This window comes from Kitasatospora purpeofusca (assembly GCF_042691725.1).
In the GTDB taxonomy this organism is placed as follows: domain Bacteria; phylum Actinomycetota; class Actinomycetes; order Streptomycetales; family Streptomycetaceae; genus Kitasatospora; species Kitasatospora purpeofusca_B.
Genome location: NZ_CP170483.1, coordinates 7,158,297 through 7,176,361, shown reverse-complemented (window position 1 = coordinate 7,176,361; position 18,065 = coordinate 7,158,297). Strand labels below are relative to the sequence as shown.

Genomic DNA, 18,065 nt, shown 5'->3' with positions numbered 1-18,065 from the left:
GCTGTCAGTTGTCGGTCGGCAGCCCCGCCGGCCCCGACCGCCACGCGGCCGCGAAGGCCCGGGCCGGGTTCGCGGTGAGGAGGCGGTGCGGGAGGTCTGCGCCGAACTCGCGGGCCAGGCGGGGGGCGAGCGCCGTCAGCAGGTGGGCCGGGCCGGGCGCGTGCCGGGCGGTGCGGGTGGTGGTGTCGCCGCCGAGGAGCAGGCGGTCGGCGTGACCGGCCTCGACGAGGGCGGCCACCGTGTCGAAGAGGTGGTGGTCCGTCGCGTGGTGCGCGCGGGAGGGACCGTCCAGGGCCAGGAAGGCTCCCGAGGCGGCGAGTTCGCGGTGCAGACGCAGATCCGGGTGCCGGTTGAGGTGGCCGAGGATCACCCGGCCGGGCGGGACGCCGTGGCGTTCGCAGAGCAGGGCGAGGACCTCCGGCGCGGCGGTGCCGAGTTCGTGGTGGACGGCGATCGGCGCGCCGGTGGCATGGTGCGCCTCGGCGGCGGCCGCCATCACCCGCCGGGTGTGGGCGTCCAGGCCGTGGAAGTCTCCGGCCACCTTGATCAGCCCGGCGCGAACGCCCTCGGGCGCGCCGTGCAGTCCGGTGGTGAGCTCCGTGACGAAGAACCCCGCGAGTCCGGCGTAGCGCCGTTCGAGGTCCGCCGGGTCGTAGTGGACGGCCTGGTGGAGCCCGGTGGCCGCGACCAGTTGGACGCCGGTCGCGCGGGAGAGTTCCGGCAGCAGGGCGGCGCGCCGCCCCATCCCGGCGGGCGTCCACTGGACGAACGCCCGGCCGCCGGCCGCCGCGAAGGCGCGCAGGACCTCGGCGGCGGCGGCCGGGTCGTCGAGTTCCTCACCGGGCAGCCGCGGACTGCGCAGGAAGAGGTGGTCATGGGCGTCGCAGACGCCGAGGTCGGCGGGGTCGAGGTCGCCGAGGACGGTGCGGACGGCGCTCGCGCCGGTGCGGGCGCTCATGCCGTCTCCGCGAAGGTGGCGGCGGCGACCCGCAGCCCGGCGAGCGCCTTGGGAACGCCGACGTAGGGCGCGAGGTGCACCAGGACCTCGGTGATCTCCTCCTGGGTCAGCCCGATCCGCAGGCTGTTGCGGACATGGTCGGCGAGCTGCGGCTCCACGCCGCCGAGCGCGGTGAGCGCGGCGAGGTTGGCCACCTGGCGGTCGCGCAGGGCGAGTCCGGGCCGCTGGTAGGTGCCGCCGAAGAGCGCGGTGACGATCCAGTCGGGGAAGCCGGGGGCGAGTTCGTCGAGCGGGCCCAGGGTGTCGGCCCGGGTCCCGGGGCCGGCGAGGTCGGCGAGCAGGGCGTAGCCGGCGGCCCGGTCGAGCGGGGCGGGGGCGAGGTCGGCGGGGGCGAGGCCCTCCTCGACGCGCGTGCCGGTTTCGGGAGTTGCGGCCTCGTTCATCGGGTGCGGGGATCCTTTCACCAGTGCCGGCCGACGGGCAGCCGGTCGAGTTCGGGGCTGGAGAGGTGGTGCACGCGGTACCGGGTGCCCGGCACGTCGTCCGGGGCGGCGGCGCGCCAGAGGGCGAAGCGCAGCAGTTCCCAGCGGTCCGGGTCGACGGCGACGGCGGCGGTGTGCAGGTCGGGGCGGTCGGGCAGTTCGGCGAGGGCGCGTTCGACGGCCTCGGCGGGGTCGGCGCCCTCGGGGAGCCGCTCGGTGTGCCGGGTGGCGGTGGCGGGCCCTCCCCCGGCGGGCCCTCCCCCGGCGGCCGGGCCGCGGCGCAGTCCCGTGCCGAGCCAGTGCCGTACGGCGGGGCGGCCGAAGTCGGCGCTGAGGCCGCGGAATCCGGGGCCCCAGAGGAAGGTGTTCATGCCCTCGGCGGTGCGCCAGAGGTAGAACGGCGCGTACTGGTTGACCGGCGAGCCGTCGAGGCCGCGTTCGCGCACCAGGTAGGCCTTGAGACCGAGGCCGGGGTGGTCGTCGAGCAGGTGGCCCCGGGTGGCGATCCGCCGGTGGACGATCCCCATGTCGTAGTCGGCGGGGAGGGTGATCTCGTACTGCATGGCGTGCACGGCGGGCTCCGGAAGGGGTCGGGCCGGTGACAGTCGGGCCGGTGACGGTCGGTGCGGCGGCTCAGTCGGTGCGGTGTGCGGCGAGCAGGGCCAGGGCGCCGCGGACGGCCCGCTCGAACGGTTCGGCGCTGTCGGCGGCGCGGGCGAGCACGTAGCCGCCCTGCACGACCGCGACCACGGCGGCGGCGAGGTCGGCGGGCTCGGCGCCCGGCCGCAGGTCGCCGGCCGCCTGGCCCTCGGCGATCACCTCGGCGATCCGGCCGCGCAACCAGTCGAAGGTCTCCTCCACGGGCGCCCGCAGCCGGGGGTCGGCGACCACCTCCGGATCCTGGGCCATCCGCCCGATCCGGCAGCCGCGCAGCACGTCGCGCTCGCGCCGCAGATAGGCGGCGACCCGGTCGTGGGCGGTGCCGGGGCCGGCGAGGTCGGCCTCGGCGACGGCGCGCATCTGCTCGGCGCTGCGGCGCAGGGCGGCGGCCGCGAGGTCCGGCTTCCCGTCGAAGTGGTGGTACATGCTGCCCTGGCCGACGCCGGCGCGCTGCTGGATGGCCTTGGGGCTGGTACCGACGTAGCCGCGTTCCCAGAGGAGTTCCTGGGTGCTCTCGATGAGGCGGTCCTGGGTTGCCATGCCGATCACTGTACCTACAGGTACAGCCAGCTGTACATACCAGTAGGTACAGAACGTACGGCGGCCCCGGACAGCCGCCAGGCCGTGGGCCGCCCCCCGGCGGTCCACGGCCCTGTGTGATCGTCGTCCCCGCCCGCCCCGCCCAGCATTCCTCGACGGATGGTGGCACAGATCACCTCGAACGGCCGCGGCCTGGCAGGATGTCCGGCATGACCTACCTCGCCGCGGATGACCGCTACGCCTCGATGACCTACCGCCGGGCCGGCCGCAGTGGCGTGCTGCTCCCCGCCGTCTCGCTGGGCCTGTGGCACAACTTCGGTGACGCCCAGCCGCTCGACGTCCAGCGGGCCGTGCTGCGCCGCGCCTTCGACCGGGGTGTCACCCACTTCGACCTGGCCAACAACTACGGCCCGCCGTACGGCAGCGCCGAGCGCAACTTCGGGTACCTCTTCGCCCAGGACTTCCGCCCGTACCGGGACGAGCTGTTCATCGCCTCCAAGGCCGGCTACGACATGTGGCCCGGCCCGTACGGCGAGGGCGGCAGCCGCAAGTACCTGCTGGCCAGCCTGGACCAGTCGCTGGGCCGGATGGGCCTCGACTACGTGGACGTCTTCTACTCGCACCGCTACGACCGGAACACCCCGCTCGAGGAGACCATGGGCGCGCTGGACTCGGCGGTCCGGGCGGGCAAGGCGCTGTACGCGGGCATCTCCAACTACCCCGCGGAACAGCACCGCGAGGCGGTGGCGATCCTGCGCGAGCTGGGCACGCCGGTCCTGATGAACCAGTGCGCGTACTCCGTCCTCAACCGCTACGTCGAGGACGAGGGCGTGCTGGACGCGGTCGCCGAGACGCAGACCAGCCTGATCGCCTACTCGCCGCTGGCGCAGGGCCTGTTGACCGACCGCTACCTGTCCGGCCAGGTGCCGGCCGGGTCGCGGATGTCGGTCGGCAAGTTCCTCCGCGAGGAGGCGCTCACCGAGGCGAAGCTGGAGCAGCTGCGGGCGCTCGCCAAGGTGGCGGAGCGGCGCGGGCAGAGCCTGGCGCAGCTGGCGCTCAGCTGGGTGCTGCGGGACCCGCGGGTGGTGTCGGTGATCATCGGGGCCAGCAGCGTGGCGCAGCTGGACCAGAACCTCGACGCGCTGGCGGGCGGTCCGCTGACCGCCGAGGAGCTGGCCGAGATCGACGTACTGAGCCGCTGAGCCCCGAGGGCGGCGCTCCGGCCCGGCCGGGTACAGCCCGGCCGGGCGCGGTGCGGGATGCCGGGGTGCGGGATGCCGCGGTGCCCGGCCGGTCGATGACGCGTGACCGGCCGGGCACCGCGCTCGTTGGACCGCGTGTACGGGACCGTCCGTACGCGTCCTTCGAGACCTCGGGAGCCCGCCGTGCGGATGTTCCTCCTCCGGGCCGTCGCCCGCTTCGCCCGGCAGCTGGCGCTGACCTCGCCGCTGCCGTTCCCCCTCCTGCCCGGCGCCCTACCGGCGGCGGACGCCCAGCGCCGGTAGCACCGTCTCGGCGACCCGGTGGGCCTCCTCCAGCAGCGGGTTGCCGGAGAGGATGAAGGTGTCCACCCCGAGCGACTCGAACTCCTGGAGCCGCTCGATCACCTGGGCCGTCGAGCCGACCACGGCGGTGCCCGGGCCGGGGCGGAACAGGCTCATCCCGGGCCAGAGGTTGGGGTGGACCTCCAACTCCCGTGCCCGTGCCGGGACCTTGCCGCCGTGCTGGCGGAACTGCCGCTGCCAGCCGACCCCGTCCTCCCCGCGCACCCCGCCGAGCTGACGGGCGTAGGTGGCCTCGCTGGTGACGTCGAGCAGCCGGTCGGCGGCGGCCCAGGCCTCGTCCTCGGTGTCGCGGACGATAACGTGCAGCCGCAGGCCGATCCGCAGGCTGCGGCCGTGCGCGGCGGCCCGTTCGCGGACCAGGTCGAGCTTCTCCTTCAGCTGCTGCGGCGGCTCGCCCCAGGTGAGGTAGACGTCCACGTGCTGGGCGGCCATCTCGATGCCGGCCGGTGAACTGCCGCCGAACCAGAGCGGAATGCCGTCCGGCTGGACCGGGGTGAGTTCGCGCAGGCTCGCCCCGGCGTTCCGCAGGTCGTAGAACTCGCCCTTGTGGTCGAAGACTTCACCGGCCGTGAGGCGCTTGACGATCGACCAGTACTCGGCGCTGAGCCGGTAGCGGTCGTCGTGCTCGACGTGCAGGCCGTACTCGCGCAGCTGCTCGGTGGAGCCGTTGACCACGTTGAAGCGCAGGCGTCCGCCGTGCAGGTGGTCGAAGCTGAGCGCCATCTTCGCCAGCAGGGTGGGCGAGATCAGCCCGGGGTGGACGGCCAGCAGCGGCTTGAACGCCGGGGTGGTGGCGGCGGCCAGGGCGTTGCCGAGGTCCCACACGTCGTGGAGGTCGGTCGCCAGCAGCGCGCCGGTGTAGCCCAGGCGCTCGACGCTGCCGGCGAGTTGCTGGAGGTAGCGGAGATCGACCGGCCGGCGGCCGGCCGGCTCCCAGGGGTAGTGGCCCTCGCGCGGGATGATGTACCAGAGGACTTCGGAGGCCATCGGTCAGACCGCCTCGGCGACGGCGGCGGCCACCGGGGCCTCCAGCGCGGACAGGTGGGCGTCGCCGACGGTCACCGCGCGGTCGATGAAGCCGACCCGGTGGAAGATGTCGGCCGCCTCCTGCTGCTCGGCGACGAACGCGGCGGTCGCCGGCTCCAGCCGCCACGGCAGCCCGGCCAGCGCCGCGTGCCAGTCCTCGGCACTGCCGCCGAGGTCCTCGGCGGCGATCGCGGCGGCCTCCGGCAGGTGTGCGGCCACCCAGGCGTCCGCACGGCGCAGGGCGGTGGCGATCGCGGCGACCACCTCGGGGCGGTCGGCCGCGAACCCGCGGCGGGTGAAGAACACCGAGCGGTCGGTGATCACGTCACCGGTGCGGACCAGCTCGCGGAACTCTCCGCCGCGCCGGGCGGCGGCCAGCTCGGCACCCTGGGCGATCCAGCCGACGATCTCGCCCTCGCGCAGCCGCCGCGCCTGGTCCTCGCCGGCCGCCGGGCGGACGGCGGTGACGTCGTCGGCGTAGGAGAGGCCCTCGGCGTGCAGGGCCTTGGCGAGCAGGTGGGTCTGCCAGGAGCCGATGGAGAGGACGACGGTGCCGCCCTTGAGGTCGGCGACCGTCCGCACCGGGCCGTCGGCGCGCACCAGCAGCGCGCCGTGGTCGGGGCGGGGAGCCGAGACCGCCGCGTAGACCAGGTCGTGGCCGGCGGCCTGGGCGGTGACCGGCGGGGTGGAGCCGGTGCCGCCGAAGTCGATGGTGCCGTCGGCGAGCAGCTCGCCGGTGCGGGTGCCGTCACTGTAGTGGTGGAACGCACCGGTCTCCCCGAGCGGGGCCAACTCCTCGGCCAGGTAGTCGAGTCGGGAGAGGTAGTAGAGCGAGGGGTTGCTGGCGTGGACGCCGAGGGTGATGGCCATGGGGATCAACTCCTGTGGTGCGGGCGGGGGTCGGACGACGAAGGGCGGTGCAGGACGGTGAAGAGCGGTGAGGGGCGGTGAAGAGCGGTGAAGGGCGGAGGACGGGGCGGGGGTTCAGTGGACGCCGAGGTCGGCGAGCAGGCCGCGGCGCAGTTCGGCGAAGGCCGGATCGGCGGGGTCGCGCGGGCGCTCGACGGTGACGCGTTCGTCGCGCACCAGCTTGCCGTCCCGGAGCACGGCGACCCGGTCGGCGAGCCGCACGGCCTCGTCCACGTCATGGGTGACCAGCAGGACGGCGGGGCGGTGGCGGCGGACGAGGTCGCCCACGAGGTCCTGCATGCGCAGCCGGGTGAGCGCGTCCAGGGCGGCGAACGGCTCGTCCAGCAGGAGCAGTTGAGGCTCCCGGACGAGTGCCCGGGCGAGCGCGGCGCGCTGTGCCTCGCCACCGGAGAGGGTGGCGGGCCAGGCGTCGGCGTGCCGCTCGAGGCCGACCTCGGCGAGCGCCTTGAGCCCGGTCTCCCGGGTGGCGGCGCCGCGCGGCAGGCCGACGGTGACGTTGGCGAGCACCCGCTTCGAGGGGACCAGCCGGGGTTCCTGGAAGACCACCGTACGCACCGGCGGTACCAGGACGGTGCCGGCGTCGGCCCGGTCGAGGGCGCCGAGGATCCGCAGCAGGGTGGTCTTGCCGGTGCCGCTGGCGCCGAGCAGGGCGACGAACTCGCCGCGGTCGATGGAGAGGTCGACGCCGTCGAGGACGGCCCGGGTGCCGAACACCCGGCGCAGTCCGCGCAGGTGGACGGCGGGGGCGGTCGAGGTGGTGGCGGGTTCGGTGGTGGCGGCGGGTGCGGCGGTGGCGGCGGGTGCGGTGGTGGCGGGCGCGGTGCTCATCGGGCGGCTCCCTGGGTGGCCTTGCGCCAGGGCATCAGGACGCGCTCCAGGAGGCGGACGACGCCGTCGGCGGTGAGTCCCAGCAGTCCGTAGATGAGGATGCAGACGGCGAGGATGTCGGTACGTGAGTAGTTCTGCGCCTGGGCCATCAAGTAGCCGATGCCCTCGGTGGAGTTGATCTCCTCGGCGGCGATCAGCGCGATCACGCTGAGCGTCATCGACAGCCGCAGTCCGGAGAGCAGTGCCGGCAGGGCGCCGGGCAGGACGACCGTGCGCACGATCGCCCAGCGGCCGAGGCCGAAGCTGCGCATGGCCTCGATGAGTTTGCGGTCGGTGTTCCGGACGCCGCCGGACGTCGACACGTACATCGGGAAGGTGGTGGCGACGCCGATCAGGGCGACCTTGGCGGTCTCGGTGATGCCGAACCAGACCATGAACAGCGGGACGAGCGCGAGGAAGGGGACGGTGCGCAGCACCTGCACGGCCGAGTCCAGCAGCTCCTCGCCGAGGCGGAAGAAGCCGGTCACGACGCCGAGCACCAGGCCGGTGGTCGCGCCGATCAGCAGGCCGAGGCCGGCCCGGGTGAGCGAGACGGTGAGGGCGTCGGCGAGCTGGCCGTTGCCCCACAGTTCGCCGACCGCCTCGGCGACCTGGGCAGGCGAGGCCAGCACGTCCTGGGTGAGGGCGCCGGTGGCGGAGGCGAGGGCCCAGCCGCCGAGCAGGGCCAGCGGGCCGAGGGTGCGCAGGGTGAAGGCGAGGGCCCGGGGGCGCGGGGCCTGGAGGCGGGTGCGGGGCTCGACCAGGCCGGCCGCGCGGGCGGCCCCGGTGCCGCGGTCGGCGTCCTCCCCGGCCGTGGGCGCGGCCGCCGGTTCGCTCAACGGGTCGGTGATGGTGCTCACTTGGCACCGGTCCCGAGCTTGTCGACGTCGATCAGGTACGGCTTGACGTCGACCAGCTGCTTGGTGACCTTCTGGTCGGCGAAGAACGCCGCGACGGTGCCGAACCGGGTGACGTCGGCCTCGCCGATGGCGCCGGCGGCGGAGCCCTGCCGGACGACCCCGATCGCGACGTCCTTCTCGGCCGGGGTGACGGCGGTCGGCCCGGAGTCGGTGAAGACGTTGAGGTAGGCGGCCGGGTCGGCCTTCTCCTTGAGGCCGTTCTCGCGCAGGTAGTCGTAGAAGGCCCGGACCACCTCGGGGTGCTTGTCGACGAAACCGTTGCGGACGGCCCAGACGGCGTAGTTGTCGGAGCCGACCTCCTTGCCGTTGGCCAGGAAGTGGGCGCCGGAGTTGGCGATCGACGGAGTGGAGAAGGTGTTCCAGGTGGCCCAGGCGTCGACCTGGCCGGAGTTGAAGACGCCCGAGGTCTGGTCGGCGCGCAGATAGACCCGCTCGACCTTGTCGGCCGGGATGCCGTTCTTCTCCAGCGCCTTGAGCAGCAGGTACTCGCTGGTGCCGCCCTGGCTGACGGCGACCTTGCGGCCGACGAGGTCCTGCACGCTCTTGATCGGCGAGTCGTTCTTCACCAGGATGCCCTCGCCGACGCCGTCGGGGGCGGTCTGGGCGAACAGCTTGAAGCCGGGCTTCTGGGCGAGTGCGGCGACGGCGGAGGTGATCGAGCCCTGGGCGACGTCGAGCTGATCGGCGGAGAGCGCCTGGGCGGCGGGGGCGAACGGGCCGGCGCTGCCGGTCCAGGAGACCTTGGCGTGGACGGTGGCCAGCGCCCGGTCCAGCGAGCCGTCCTTCTTCCCGAGGGCGAGGAAGCCGTTGTTGCCGGGGTCGGGAACCCGGAGCACGACCTCGGCCTTGCCGCCGTCGGCGGAGGCCTTGGCCCCGTCGGCGGACGAGCCGCAGGCGGCCAGGGCGGTGGTGGCGAGCAGTGCGGTGGCGGCGAGGGCGAGGCGGGAGGGGTTCACGGGGTCGACTCCTGAGGAGGGGGTGGCGGGGGCGCGCGGAGCGGGCGGGCGGGCGGTGCCGGTGGTCGGCGGCTGACAACTGACAGCTGACAGATTTCAGCTGACAGATAACAGATGACAGATTCTGAAATCTGTCACCCGATCGCTGTCAGCCGCCGTGTGTCCGCCCTTCGGCGCGGCGGGCGGCAAGCAGGGCGCGGGCGGCGCGGAGCGGCTCGGGGTCGGCCCAGGCGTGGACGTCGACCGGGCCGGCCAGGAATCCCTGCTGCTCAAGGAAACGTTTCTGCTGCTCCAGGAGGGCGAGGCGCTCCTCGGACAGGTCGAGGTGCAGGGTGCGGTGGCCGCCCTGCGCGTACGCGCCGGAGACGCCCTCCTCCCCCGCTCCGGTCTCGGCGCTCAGGATGCGTGCGACCTCCGCCGGGCGCTCGGCGGCCCAGTCGGCGGCCTCCAGCAGCACGGCGAGGAAGCGGGCCACCAGGTCCGGATGATCGTCCAGCAGCTCCTGGTGGACGGTGATCGGCCGGGGCGTGCCGTTGTTCACCCGGGCACGGCGGTCCGGCGCACCGTCCAGGTCGACGGCGACCTCCGCGCCGATCCGGCGGGCCGCCTCGACCGCGAGCGCGCCCTTGACGTAGACCGCGTCCACGACGCCGTCGCGCAGCGCCGCCAGCTCCGCGGCCCACTGCCCGCCGTCCGGTGCCGCCGGCACGTCCACCAGCTCGGCGTCGTCCAGCGTGAGTCCGGCGAGCGAGAGCGCTCCGCGCAGACCGGCCAGGGCCATCGCCCGCCAGAAGTCGATCGTGATCCCATGTCGTGGGACGGCGAGCCGTCGGCCGCGCAGCTGCCCGGGGCCGGTGATGTCGCTGCCGGCCCGGACCAGGACGACCTGGCGCTCCTCGATCCAGGTGAGCCCGATCAGCCTGGTCCGCTCGCCGCGCGAACGGGCCCAGAGCGCCGGCACGTTGCCGCCCTCGCGGAACAGCCCGGTCAGGGCGTGGGTGTAGTGGTGGTCGGCGGCCACCTCCGGCGGCACGTCCTGGAGCGAGCGGACGGCGATGCCGTCGGCGGCGAACTCCCGGCCGAGCCAGCCCCGGTCGGCCGCGATGCCGGTCGCGGTGGGGACGGGGCAGCGGGTGAACCAGAGGGTGTCGGGCGCCTCGGGGGCGGACGCGGTCGAAGCGACCGCGGTCGGGGCGGTGGCGGTCGGGGCGGCAGCGGCAGGGCTGTCGGGGCTGGGCACGGTGGGCTGGTCCTCTGCGGCAGGGTGCGCGCGAACGCGGCGGGGCGCGGCGCGGCACGGGTCACCAGGCGTGACGGGGCGGGGAGTCCGGGAGCGGTCGGCGCGGACGGAAGCGGCGCGTCAGCGACAACAGGCGCAGGAGGCGGGGCACCGGCGGTTCGTCACGGCACTGCTCCTTCCTGCGGTCGGGTGCGCGGTGGACGGGGCCCGTCCGGTGCGCTGTGCCGAGCGTTCCACGGATCGCGGGCGCCGGACAAGGGTTTGCCACATCATGGGATCCGTTGTTCATGAACGGCATGCTTTTGCAACACCGTTGACACATTCCCGCAGCACGCGCTGCCATAGTCTGGGAGCGACTCCGGTGAACCGGCCGGAGCCGAGGACAGAACGAGAGGCGCCATGGCCGAGGCCGTCACCGCCGTCCAGAGCCCGCCGGCCGGCGCCCAGGCCGTCCAGCGGGCCCTCGGCCTGCTGCACTGCTTCCACGACAACGGCCCCGATCTGAGCGCCTCGGACCTGGCCCGGCGGATGGGCCTGTCGGTCTCCACCGCGCACCGGCTGGCACGCACCCTGGTCAGCGCCGGATTCCTGGAGCAGGACGAGCACACGGCCCGCTACCGGCTCGGCCCGGCCGTCGCCGAGCTGGGTCAACTCACCTTCCATCAGCGGGGACTGCACCTGGCCGCGCCCGAACTCGACCTGCTGTCGCGGCGCACCGGCGCCGCCGCCGACCTCGCGATCCGCAGCGGTCCGCACGCGGTGATCCTGGTCGGCGCCTCCGTCCGCCCGGACACCGGGCTGGGGCTGCGCCGTCCGCTGCACTCCACGGCGCTCGGCAAGGTGCTGCTGGCCTGGCCGCGCCCGGGGGACACGGGAGCCTCGACGCTGGGCCCGCTGCCGCCGTTCACCGACCGGACCATCACCGAACCGGCGCGGCTGGACGAGGAGTTGGAGAAGGTCCGGACGGCCGGCTACGCGCTCAACGACGGCGAGTCGGCGGCCGGTGTGCGCACGGTGGCCGTGCCGGTGCTGGACGGTTCCGGGCAGGCGCGCTTCGCGCTCGCCGTCCGCTCGACGCCCGCCCACCTCACCGACGAGCGGCTGGAGTGGTTCCTCGGCCACGCGCGGTCCTGCGCCGGCGCGCTCGCCGTCCTGCTGCTGCCGCCCGACCAACGCTCATGACGCAACGTCACCACAAAGGCGAGGGCCGGGCGTTCACGGGAACGCCCGGCCCGGCCAGTGGTCGTCAGGCGACCGGGGTGTACTTGTAGCCGACCCGGCGGACCGTCACGATGCTGTCCCGGTAGGCCACGCCGAGCTTGCGGCGCAGCCGGGCCACGTGCACGTCCACCGTGCGGCCGTCGCCGACGTGGCCGTAGCCCCAGACGGCGGAGACCAGGTGGTCGCGGGTGTGCACCCGCTGCGGGTGCTCGGTCAGGTGGGCGAGCAGCTCGAACTCCAGGTAGGTGAGGTCGAGCAGCCGTCCGTCCACGTAGGCGTTGCGGCGCTCCACGTCGACCGTGATGCCACGGCCGGCGGGTCGCACCGGGCGGACGGGAGCGCCGACGGCGAACGCACCGGAGGCCGCCGCACCGACGGCGGGCTGGCCCGCGGCGGACACACCGGCGAAGGGCTGGCCGACGACGGACGCACCGGAACCGAAGGGCGCGGCGACGGACGGGCCGGTCGGCGCACCGGCGGCGGGGGCCGGGGCCGCGATCGAGGCGACCGGGAAGCCGGTCGGCGCAGCGCCGCCCTCGGCCGGGACCAGCACCAGGTAGCCGACCATCGGCTGCCCGGCCGAGGCGCCGAACTGCGCCCCGTACTGGGCGAGCAGGGCCTGCGGCAGCGAACCCTGGGGCAGCGCCGCGACCACCGCCGCACCCTCCGGCAGCGCCGCGAGCAGCGCCTGCGGCGGGAGCGACGGCACGGCCGGGGCCGGGCCGGGCGACACCGGGGAGACGGAGGGGACCGCCCCGACGGGCGGGACGGAGCCGGGCTGGCCGACCGCCGGGCGCTGCGGGACGGGCCCGCCGTGCCGGCGTTCGGGAGTCGAGGGGACGGAGCGGACCGCGCGCAGGTGCGGGGTCGCCGAGGGGATGGGAAGGGTGGCGGTGGAAGGGGTGGACATGATGCCGCTCATTTCGCGCGTGACGGACGGGGTGGAGTCGTCTGCGCGTCGACCGGGCGTACTGCCGAGGACTGACCCGAGGTCAGCGGAGGGAGTACCGGGACGCGCTGGGCGATCCCGGACACGTCTGGTCGAACAGGTGCGGCTGCCGGGACGGCCAGAACGGCTCGAGGTCGAGGTGCCGACCTCTTCTTCCGTCCTCGGCGTGGTTCCCGCGCCCATCCGGCCGGGTGGACCCCGCACGGCACCGCATCGCCCCGGCCGCCCCGGCCGTCCCGGCGGCGACGCGGGCGGCGGCGCGGACGGTGACGGTGGTGGCGGCGGGGTGGAGGGTGGTGCTGGTGAGGTTCACTGGTGCTCTCCGCGAAGCGGGCAGGGACGACGGCGGCTCACCGGACGGCTGTCCGGTGCTGCCTGGTCGACGGTGCGAGGGGCCGTCGGCTTCCACCGGGCCCGATCAGACGACCCGATCGGGCGACCGGGGCGGGCCGGGCCGGACGGGAGGGATCCCCGGACGGCGGGCGACGGCGACGGTGACGTGGACGGCGAAGGGTGGCGACGTCAGCGACAGCAGGCGCTGCAGATGAGCGCGTGGTCGATGTACCGCCGGACGGTCAGCGCCGGGGTGACCGGGACGGGGAGAACCAGGGAGGCGGACACGGCCGCGGCACGTCGCTGCTCGACGTTCACGGTGCGGCCCTCCCCCCTCTGGTCCCGATGCGCCGGCACGTCCCTGTGCCGCGCTGTGGCGCGCGTGCCGGGCGCACTCGGTGCGCGGCACGTTCGAGGCACCCCGGCAACGCGCCGGGCGGCCTCCGTCCACAGAGCCTTCCACGCCGGGCCGGTCAAGGCAACCTGCCGGGCTCCGACCGTCCGGCATGTGAACAGCGGAATGAGACGCTGACGCGGCACCACCCGCCTTGGCGGGACCGGGAGCACGGCCGCGCGGCGTGTCCGGCGCGGGCTCAGACGGTGGCCGGCGCGTTCCGCCGGCGGGCGGCCGCGTGCTCGACCAGCGCCACCAGCAGCTCCTTGCCGTCCTCGCGGAGGCGGGCGTCGCAGAGCATCACGGGGATGCCCGGGTCCAGGTCGAGCGCGTCCCGGACCTCCTCGGGAGCGAAGACCTCACTGCCCTCGAAGCAGTTCACGGCCACCAGGAACGGGATGCCGCGCTGCTCGAAGAAGTCCACCGAGGGGAAGCAGTCCGCCAGACGCCGGGTGTCGGCCAGCACCACCGCGCCGAGCGCGCCCCGGGCCAGCTCGTCCCAGACGAACCAGAACCGGTCCTGGCCGGGCGTGCCGAACAGGTAGAGGGCGAGCCCGGGCCGCAGGTCGATCCGGCCGAAGTCCATCGCCACCGTGGTGGTGCGCTTGGCCTCCACGCCCGCGGTGTCGTCCACCGGCCGGCCCAGCTCGCTGAGTTCCTCCTCGGTGCGCAGCGGGCGGATCTCGCTGACCGAGCCGACCAGGGTGGTCTTGCCCGCGCCGAAGCCGCCGGCGACCAGGATCTTCACCGCGACCGCCGGGCCGCCCCGCCAGCGCGGGTCGTTGGCCCGGGCGCCGCCCGTGCCGCCGGCCCGGTCGTGGGCGGGCGGCGGCTGGGCGGCGGCAGCGGTCGCGGGCAGGTCAGAGCGCACGGAGTCCATTGATCACGTCTCGCAGCAGGCGCTCGTCCGGCAGCTCGGCGAGCGGAACGGGTCGGGTGACGCTGATCAGGTCGGCGTCGTAGAGATCGCCGAGCAGGACGCGCACGACGCTGACCGGCAGATCGGTGTAGGAGCCGAGCTCGGCCACGGAGATCGGCTCCCGGCGGCACCAGGCCAGGATGGTCTGGTGCTCCGGGTCGAGCACGTGCGCGGGCACGGCCCCCATGGCCGGCGCGGGGTCCTTGGCGGTGATCAGTGAGATCAGGTCGAACAGGCCGTCCTCGACCGGCCGGGTCCGGCCGCGGGTCATCGAGTACAGCCGCACCACCGGGCCGGCGTCGTCGTCGAACCAGCGGTCGTCGACCGGGGTCCGTGCCCGGAACAGGTCGACCCCGGCCCCGTCCGGGCCGTCCGGGCCCTCCGGCTCCCGGTCGTCCGGTCCCCGGCCGTCCGCCCCCGGGTCCGGGGGCGCCGACGTCGGTTCCTCGTCCGCCATCCGACCGCTCATCTCCCGGGCGGGGCCACGTCGGCGCGCGGTTCGGCGGCCAGGTGCTCGCCGACCCGCTTGACCAGCAGGGCCATCTCGTAGGCGATCTGGCCGATGTCCGCCTCGGCCTCGCTCAGCACCGCGAGGCAGCTGCCGTCGCCGGCCGCGGTGATGAACAGGAAGGCCTCGTCCAGCTCGACCATGGTCTGGCGCACGCCGCCGACCTTGAAGTGCCCGCCGGCGCCCTTCGCCAGGCTGTGGAAGCCTGCCGCGACGGCGGCCAGGTGCTCGGCGTCCTCCCGGTCGAGGTCGCGGGAGGCGCCGGTGGCCAGGCCGTCGCTGGAGAGGATCACCGCGTGTCGGAGCGCGGCGACGCGTCCGACCAGGTCGTCCAGGAGCCAGTTGAGGTCTCCGGGCGACTGCGTCGAAGTGGTCATGAATCTGTTCCTTCCGCTGGAGCGGGTGGTGCGGGTCGTGCCGGTGATGCTTGTCGTGCCGGTGGTACTGGTGGTGCCGGTCGCGCCGGTGGCGCGGGCCGTACGGCGGTGCGGGTCGAACGGGTCATACCGGTGGTGCGGGTGGTGCCGTGCTGTCGGACGGCCCGTCGGACAACGGACCGGCGGGTGCGCCCGGTTCCGCCGAGCCGCGCGGAGCCGGGGCGAACCTGGCCGGCGGCGGGACGGGAGCGCGGCGGGCCAGCGGCGCCGGTTCGCCCCCGGCCGGACCGGGCAGCGCCGCCGGGGCGGGCGCCGGACTGATCGCGCGACGACCCGGGTCCGGCGGCTGCCAGCCGGGAACGGGCCTCGGCGCCGGTGACGGCCGGGAGGCGGGCGGGGCTCCGGTGGCGCCCCGGCCCCGGGTGAAGCCGCGCTGGAACGAGGCGAAGGTGGCCCGGGCCTCCTCGGGCGAACGCTCGCGCGCCGCCTCCGCCCCGCCGTCCGGTCGCCCGGCGTCCGGGGCGGCCGCGGTCTCCGCCGCCCGCTCGCGCAACTGCGGGGCGAGGCTCGCCTGTCGGACGCGGCGCGGCAGGGCGCCGGGCGCGGCGCCGTCACGCGGCGTGCCACCGCTCGGCGTGCCACCGCTCGGCGGGGCGGTGTCCTCGGGGACCGTCGCCGCCGCGTCCGTCACGGTGTCCGCCACGGCCGTGCCCCGGGCCTCGGCACGCCGGTGCCGACCGGTCCCGGGCCCGGCGGTCCCGGCGGCGGGCGCCGGTACGAGCACCGGCCCGCCGTTGCCCCGCGACCGGCGCGGCAGTCCGCCGGGCGTGCGCGCGGGTTCGGACACCGAGGGGCGCGGCCCCCCGCTGATCCGGTGCCGCCCGCCCTCGCCGTTCGACCGGTTCGATCCGTCAGCTCCGTCGAATCCGTCGAATCCGTCAGATCCGTCAAGTCCGTTCGACCCGCCGGCGCCGTTCGCGGCACCCGGGCCGCCGGTGCCCGCCGCCGCGTCCGCGCCGAGCGCCGGCACCGCGACGAGGTCGCGCCGACCCACCGCCGCACGCCGTCCCCCGGCCGCACCAGCCCCCGCACCAGCCCCCGTCCCCGTCCCCGCGCCGGAGCCGACGCCCGCGCCAGCGCGCACGCCCACGCCCGCAGCCGGCGGTTCCGGCCGCCCGTCCGGCGCCTCCGCCAGCAGTTCGCGGGGTATCAGCACCACCGCCGTGGTCCCCCCGTACGGCGAGGGCCGCAGGTGCACCCGGATGCCGTGCCGCCGCGCCAGCCGGCTGACCACGAACAGGCCGAGCCGGTCGGTGTCCGCGAGGTCGAACTCCTGCTCCACGGCGAGGCGTTCGTTGATCCCGGCGAGGGCCTGCTCGCTCAGCCCGAGCCCCCGGTCGTCGATCTCCAGCGCGAAGCCGTGCGCGACCACCTCGCCCTGGACGGTGACCTGGGTGGCGGGCGGGGAGTAGACCGCCGCGTTCTCGACCAGTTCGGCGACCAGGTGGGTGACGTCCGCGACCGCGCTGCCGAGCAGCCCGGTGCCGGGGAACGGCCGGACGATCACCCGGGCGTAGTCCTCGACCTCGCCGACCGCCGCGCGGACCACGTCCACCATCCGCACCGGCTTGCGCCAGGCCCGGCCCGGCGAGCCGCCGGCCAGGATGATCAGGCCCTCGGCGTGCCGGCGCATGCGGGTGGTGAGGTGGTCGACCTTGAAGAGGTCCTCCAGCTCCGCCGGGTCCTCGGTGCGCCGCTCCATGGTGTCGAGCAGGGTCAGCTGGCGGTGCAGCAGCACCTGGCTGCGCCGGGCCAGGTTGACGAAGACCGCGGAGACGCCGCGCCGCAGTTCGGCCTGTTCGACGGCGGCCTCGACGGCGGCCCGCTGCACGGCGTTGATCGCCTGTCCGACCTGGCCGATCTCGGCCGCGCCGAACTCCAGCTCGGGGGCCTCGGCGGCGACGTCGACCGCCTCGCCCTTGCGCAGCCGCAGCATCACCGAGGGCAGCCGGGTGCCGGCCAGCTCGTTCGCGGCGTTGCGCAGGCCGATCAGCTCGCGGACCAGGCCGCGGCCGATCCGGTAGGAAATGAGCACCGAGAGCACCACGGCGACCAGGCCGATCACACCGGCGATGCCGCCGCGCCAGAGCAGTCCGATCGCGTACGAGTGGTCGCGGTCGTCGATGGTGCCGGCCAGCCGGGTGTTGATCGCCGCGAGGTCGCCGAGCGCGTGGTCGGCGGTCTGCCGCCAGTCGCCTCCGTCGATCGCCTGGACCACCCGCTCGGGGCCGCCCGCGCCGACGAAGTCCGCCTCGGCCCGGGCGAGCGCGGCCCAGGCCTCGCCGCCGCGCAGGGCGATGTAGTCGGCCTGGTCGACCGGGTCCAGCTCGGCGATGTAGACGGTGAACAGGGCCTGCTGGTTGTGCAGGGCGTCGAGCGCGACCTGGTACTGCTCGGACGTGGGCCGGGCGATCGCGGTGCGCAGCCCCTCCATGGCCGCGTCCTCCTGGGAGAGGTACTCGCGGGCGCGCACCAGCTCGGTCAGGATGGTGCCCTGGCGCGGGAGCTGGCCGCTCTGGCGGGCGACGAAGGCGGACCGGAAGCCGAAGGTGGGCTTGACCAGGTCGCTGTACTGCGCGAGCGCGAACTCCCAGTTGAGCGCGGCCCTGCCGACCTGGGCGCGCAGCGGGGCGAGTTGGTCGGCGGCGGCGAGGATCTGCAGCAGGCGGCCGCGCTGGGCCTCGTCGAGCCGGCTGCTCCGGGTGTCCTTCTTCTGCCGCAGGACGGCGAGGTCCCGGTCGGTGGCGGCCTGGGCCTGTTCGAGGGCGTCCTGCGCGGCGCGCGAGGCCGGGTCGGCCAGCCGTTTGACGGCGGCCCGGCGCTCGTTCTGCAGGTCGTGTGCGTACTGGTCGACCGGGGTGCCGAACTCCTTGTACGTCCGGCTGAGGTCCAGCCGGCTCCAGACGTCACCGGCGGTGGTGAGCGTCGCGTACGCCCAGAGGGCGGCGAGGGCGACGATGGGCACCAGGAGCAGCGCGATGATCTTCGCGCGGATCGAGCTGCTGCGCAGACGCATGGAGTCCTCGGTCGGGAAGTGCCAGGCGCGGACGGGGTGCGGGCGGCGGGGTCGGCGGGGGGCGGCGGGGCGTGGATCGGCGCGGACGGAAGGCGGGCGGGTTGGTTGGTACGGACCAAGTGCCGGTCCGGGGGTGCTTTTCAG

19 protein-coding genes are annotated in these 18,065 nt (G+C 75.1%); 2 read left to right on the top strand and 17 right to left on the bottom strand.

From position 1 onward, the window contains the following. Nucleotides 1-4 precede the first annotated feature (4 nt). The 4 genes from ACFCLZ_RS30970 to ACFCLZ_RS30955 all read right to left on the bottom strand — a co-directional run bounded on the left by ACFCLZ_RS30970 (nt 5) and on the right by ACFCLZ_RS30955 (nt 2,640). Nucleotides 5-958, bottom strand: a complete 954-nt coding sequence (locus ACFCLZ_RS30970) for a phosphotriesterase (RefSeq protein ID WP_380281184.1) — start codon at nt 956-958, stop codon at nt 5-7. Then, nucleotides 955-1,401 (bottom strand): carboxymuconolactone decarboxylase family protein, encoded by a 447-nt coding sequence (locus ACFCLZ_RS30965; protein ID WP_380281183.1) that lies wholly within the window; start codon nt 1,399-1,401, stop codon nt 955-957. Before ACFCLZ_RS30965 ends, ACFCLZ_RS30970 begins: the two co-directional genes overlap by 4 nt. Before the next feature lie 17 nt (nt 1,402-1,418). Further along, the gene (locus tag ACFCLZ_RS30960) at nt 1,419-2,012 is read right to left on the bottom strand and encodes a DUF4865 family protein (protein ID WP_380281182.1); all 594 of its coding nucleotides are present in this window, start codon (nt 2,010-2,012) and stop codon (nt 1,419-1,421) included. Nucleotides 2,013-2,073: 61 nt separating this feature from the next. Further along, on the bottom strand, nt 2,074-2,640 hold the full coding sequence (locus ACFCLZ_RS30955; protein ID WP_380281181.1) for a TetR/AcrR family transcriptional regulator: 567 nt from the start codon (nt 2,638-2,640) through the stop codon (nt 2,074-2,076). A gap of 209 nt (nt 2,641-2,849) precedes the next feature. On the opposite strand from ACFCLZ_RS30955, the gene ACFCLZ_RS30950 reads away from it, so the two are divergent. Beyond that, nucleotides 2,850-3,842: an aldo/keto reductase gene (locus ACFCLZ_RS30950; RefSeq protein ID WP_380281180.1), complete on the top strand. Its 993-nt coding sequence runs from the start codon at nt 2,850-2,852 to the stop codon at nt 3,840-3,842. A 273-nt stretch (nt 3,843-4,115) separates the two neighbouring features. On the opposite strand, the gene ACFCLZ_RS30945 is transcribed toward ACFCLZ_RS30950, so the two are convergent. The 6 genes from ACFCLZ_RS30945 to ACFCLZ_RS30920 form a co-directional block, all read right to left on the bottom strand. Next, nucleotides 4,116-5,192, bottom strand: coding sequence for an LLM class flavin-dependent oxidoreductase (locus tag ACFCLZ_RS30945; RefSeq protein ID WP_380281179.1), 1,077 nt, complete (start codon nt 5,190-5,192; stop codon nt 4,116-4,118). 3 nt (nt 5,193-5,195) lie between these two features. Then, on the bottom strand, nt 5,196-6,101 hold the full coding sequence (locus ACFCLZ_RS30940; RefSeq protein WP_380281178.1) for an ABC transporter substrate-binding protein: 906 nt from the start codon (nt 6,099-6,101) through the stop codon (nt 5,196-5,198). 114 nt (nt 6,102-6,215) lie between these two features. Beyond that, the gene (locus ACFCLZ_RS30935; protein WP_380281177.1) at nt 6,216-6,989 is read right to left on the bottom strand and encodes an ABC transporter ATP-binding protein; all 774 of its coding nucleotides are present in this window, start codon (nt 6,987-6,989) and stop codon (nt 6,216-6,218) included. Then, nucleotides 6,986-7,867 (bottom strand): ABC transporter permease, encoded by an 882-nt coding sequence (locus tag ACFCLZ_RS30930; RefSeq protein ID WP_380286340.1) that lies wholly within the window; start codon nt 7,865-7,867, stop codon nt 6,986-6,988. Before ACFCLZ_RS30930 ends, ACFCLZ_RS30935 begins: the two co-directional genes overlap by 4 nt. A gap of 17 nt (nt 7,868-7,884) precedes the next feature. After that, the gene (locus ACFCLZ_RS30925; protein WP_380281176.1) at nt 7,885-8,904 is read right to left on the bottom strand and encodes an NrtA/SsuA/CpmA family ABC transporter substrate-binding protein; all 1,020 of its coding nucleotides are present in this window, start codon (nt 8,902-8,904) and stop codon (nt 7,885-7,887) included. A 148-nt stretch (nt 8,905-9,052) separates the two neighbouring features. After that, nucleotides 9,053-10,144, bottom strand: a complete 1,092-nt coding sequence (locus tag ACFCLZ_RS30920) for an ABC transporter substrate-binding protein (protein WP_380281175.1) — start codon at nt 10,142-10,144, stop codon at nt 9,053-9,055. 399 nt (nt 10,145-10,543) lie between these two features. Between ACFCLZ_RS30920 and ACFCLZ_RS30915 the strand changes: the two genes are divergently transcribed. Continuing rightward, nucleotides 10,544-11,326 (top strand): IclR family transcriptional regulator, encoded by a 783-nt coding sequence (locus ACFCLZ_RS30915; protein WP_380281174.1) that lies wholly within the window; start codon nt 10,544-10,546, stop codon nt 11,324-11,326. 64 nt (nt 11,327-11,390) lie between these two features. Here the strand turns inward: ACFCLZ_RS30915 and ACFCLZ_RS30910 are convergent, their stop codons facing one another. The 7 genes from ACFCLZ_RS30910 to ACFCLZ_RS30880 form a co-directional block, all read right to left on the bottom strand. Then, nucleotides 11,391-12,098: a winged helix-turn-helix domain-containing protein gene (locus tag ACFCLZ_RS30910; RefSeq protein ID WP_380286339.1), complete on the bottom strand. Its 708-nt coding sequence runs from the start codon at nt 12,096-12,098 to the stop codon at nt 11,391-11,393. Between the two features lie 259 nt (nt 12,099-12,357). Next, on the bottom strand, nt 12,358-12,627 hold the full coding sequence (locus tag ACFCLZ_RS30905; protein ID WP_380281173.1) for a hypothetical protein: 270 nt from the start codon (nt 12,625-12,627) through the stop codon (nt 12,358-12,360). Nucleotides 12,628-12,836: 209 nt separating this feature from the next. Beyond that, nucleotides 12,837-12,965: a hypothetical protein gene (locus ACFCLZ_RS30900; RefSeq protein WP_380281172.1), complete on the bottom strand. Its 129-nt coding sequence runs from the start codon at nt 12,963-12,965 to the stop codon at nt 12,837-12,839. 275 nt (nt 12,966-13,240) lie between these two features. After that, nucleotides 13,241-13,921 (bottom strand): ATP/GTP-binding protein, encoded by a 681-nt coding sequence (locus tag ACFCLZ_RS30895; protein ID WP_380281171.1) that lies wholly within the window; start codon nt 13,919-13,921, stop codon nt 13,241-13,243. Further along, complete coding sequence (locus ACFCLZ_RS30890; protein WP_380286338.1) at nt 13,902-14,231, bottom strand: DUF742 domain-containing protein; 330 nt, start codon at nt 14,229-14,231, stop codon at nt 13,902-13,904. The genes ACFCLZ_RS30895 and ACFCLZ_RS30890 overlap by 20 nt, the downstream gene beginning before the upstream one ends. Nucleotides 14,232-14,425: 194 nt before the next feature. Then, nucleotides 14,426-14,845: a roadblock/LC7 domain-containing protein gene (locus ACFCLZ_RS30885; protein WP_350542745.1), complete on the bottom strand. Its 420-nt coding sequence runs from the start codon at nt 14,843-14,845 to the stop codon at nt 14,426-14,428. A gap of 124 nt (nt 14,846-14,969) precedes the next feature. After that, entirely contained in the window at nt 14,970-17,921 is a 2,952-nt protein-coding gene (locus ACFCLZ_RS30880) for a nitrate- and nitrite sensing domain-containing protein (RefSeq protein ID WP_380281170.1), read from the bottom strand. Nucleotides 17,922-18,065 lie beyond the last annotated feature (144 nt).

What these genes read in the sequence shown, in the direction of transcription:
- ACFCLZ_RS30970 (WP_380281184.1), bottom strand. Translation starts at nt 958, where the DNA reads ATGAGCGCCCGCACCGGCGCGAGCGCCGTCCGCACCGTCCTCGGCGAC.
- ACFCLZ_RS30965 (WP_380281183.1), bottom strand. Translation starts at nt 1,401, where the DNA reads ATGAACGAGGCCGCAACTCCCGAAACCGGCACGCGCGTCGAGGAGGGC.
- ACFCLZ_RS30955 (WP_380281181.1), bottom strand. Translation starts at nt 2,640, where the DNA reads ATGGCAACCCAGGACCGCCTCATCGAGAGCACCCAGGAACTCCTCTGG.
- ACFCLZ_RS30950 (WP_380281180.1), top strand. Translation starts at nt 2,850, where the DNA reads ATGACCTACCTCGCCGCGGATGACCGCTACGCCTCGATGACCTACCGC.
- ACFCLZ_RS30945 (WP_380281179.1), bottom strand. Translation starts at nt 5,192, where the DNA reads ATGGCCTCCGAAGTCCTCTGGTACATCATCCCGCGCGAGGGCCACTAC.
- ACFCLZ_RS30940 (WP_380281178.1), bottom strand. Translation starts at nt 6,101, where the DNA reads ATGGCCATCACCCTCGGCGTCCACGCCAGCAACCCCTCGCTCTACTAC.
- ACFCLZ_RS30935 (WP_380281177.1), bottom strand. Translation starts at nt 6,989, where the DNA reads ATGAGCACCGCGCCCGCCACCACCGCACCCGCCGCCACCGCCGCACCC.
- ACFCLZ_RS30915 (WP_380281174.1), top strand. Translation starts at nt 10,544, where the DNA reads ATGGCCGAGGCCGTCACCGCCGTCCAGAGCCCGCCGGCCGGCGCCCAG.
- ACFCLZ_RS30895 (WP_380281171.1), bottom strand. Translation starts at nt 13,921, where the DNA reads ATGGACTCCGTGCGCTCTGACCTGCCCGCGACCGCTGCCGCCGCCCAG.
- ACFCLZ_RS30890 (WP_380286338.1), bottom strand. Translation starts at nt 14,231, where the DNA reads ATGACCCGCGGCCGGACCCGGCCGGTCGAGGACGGCCTGTTCGACCTG.
- ACFCLZ_RS30885 (WP_350542745.1), bottom strand. Translation starts at nt 14,845, where the DNA reads ATGACCACTTCGACGCAGTCGCCCGGAGACCTCAACTGGCTCCTGGAC.
- ACFCLZ_RS30880 (WP_380281170.1), bottom strand. Translation starts at nt 17,921, where the DNA reads ATGCGTCTGCGCAGCAGCTCGATCCGCGCGAAGATCATCGCGCTGCTC.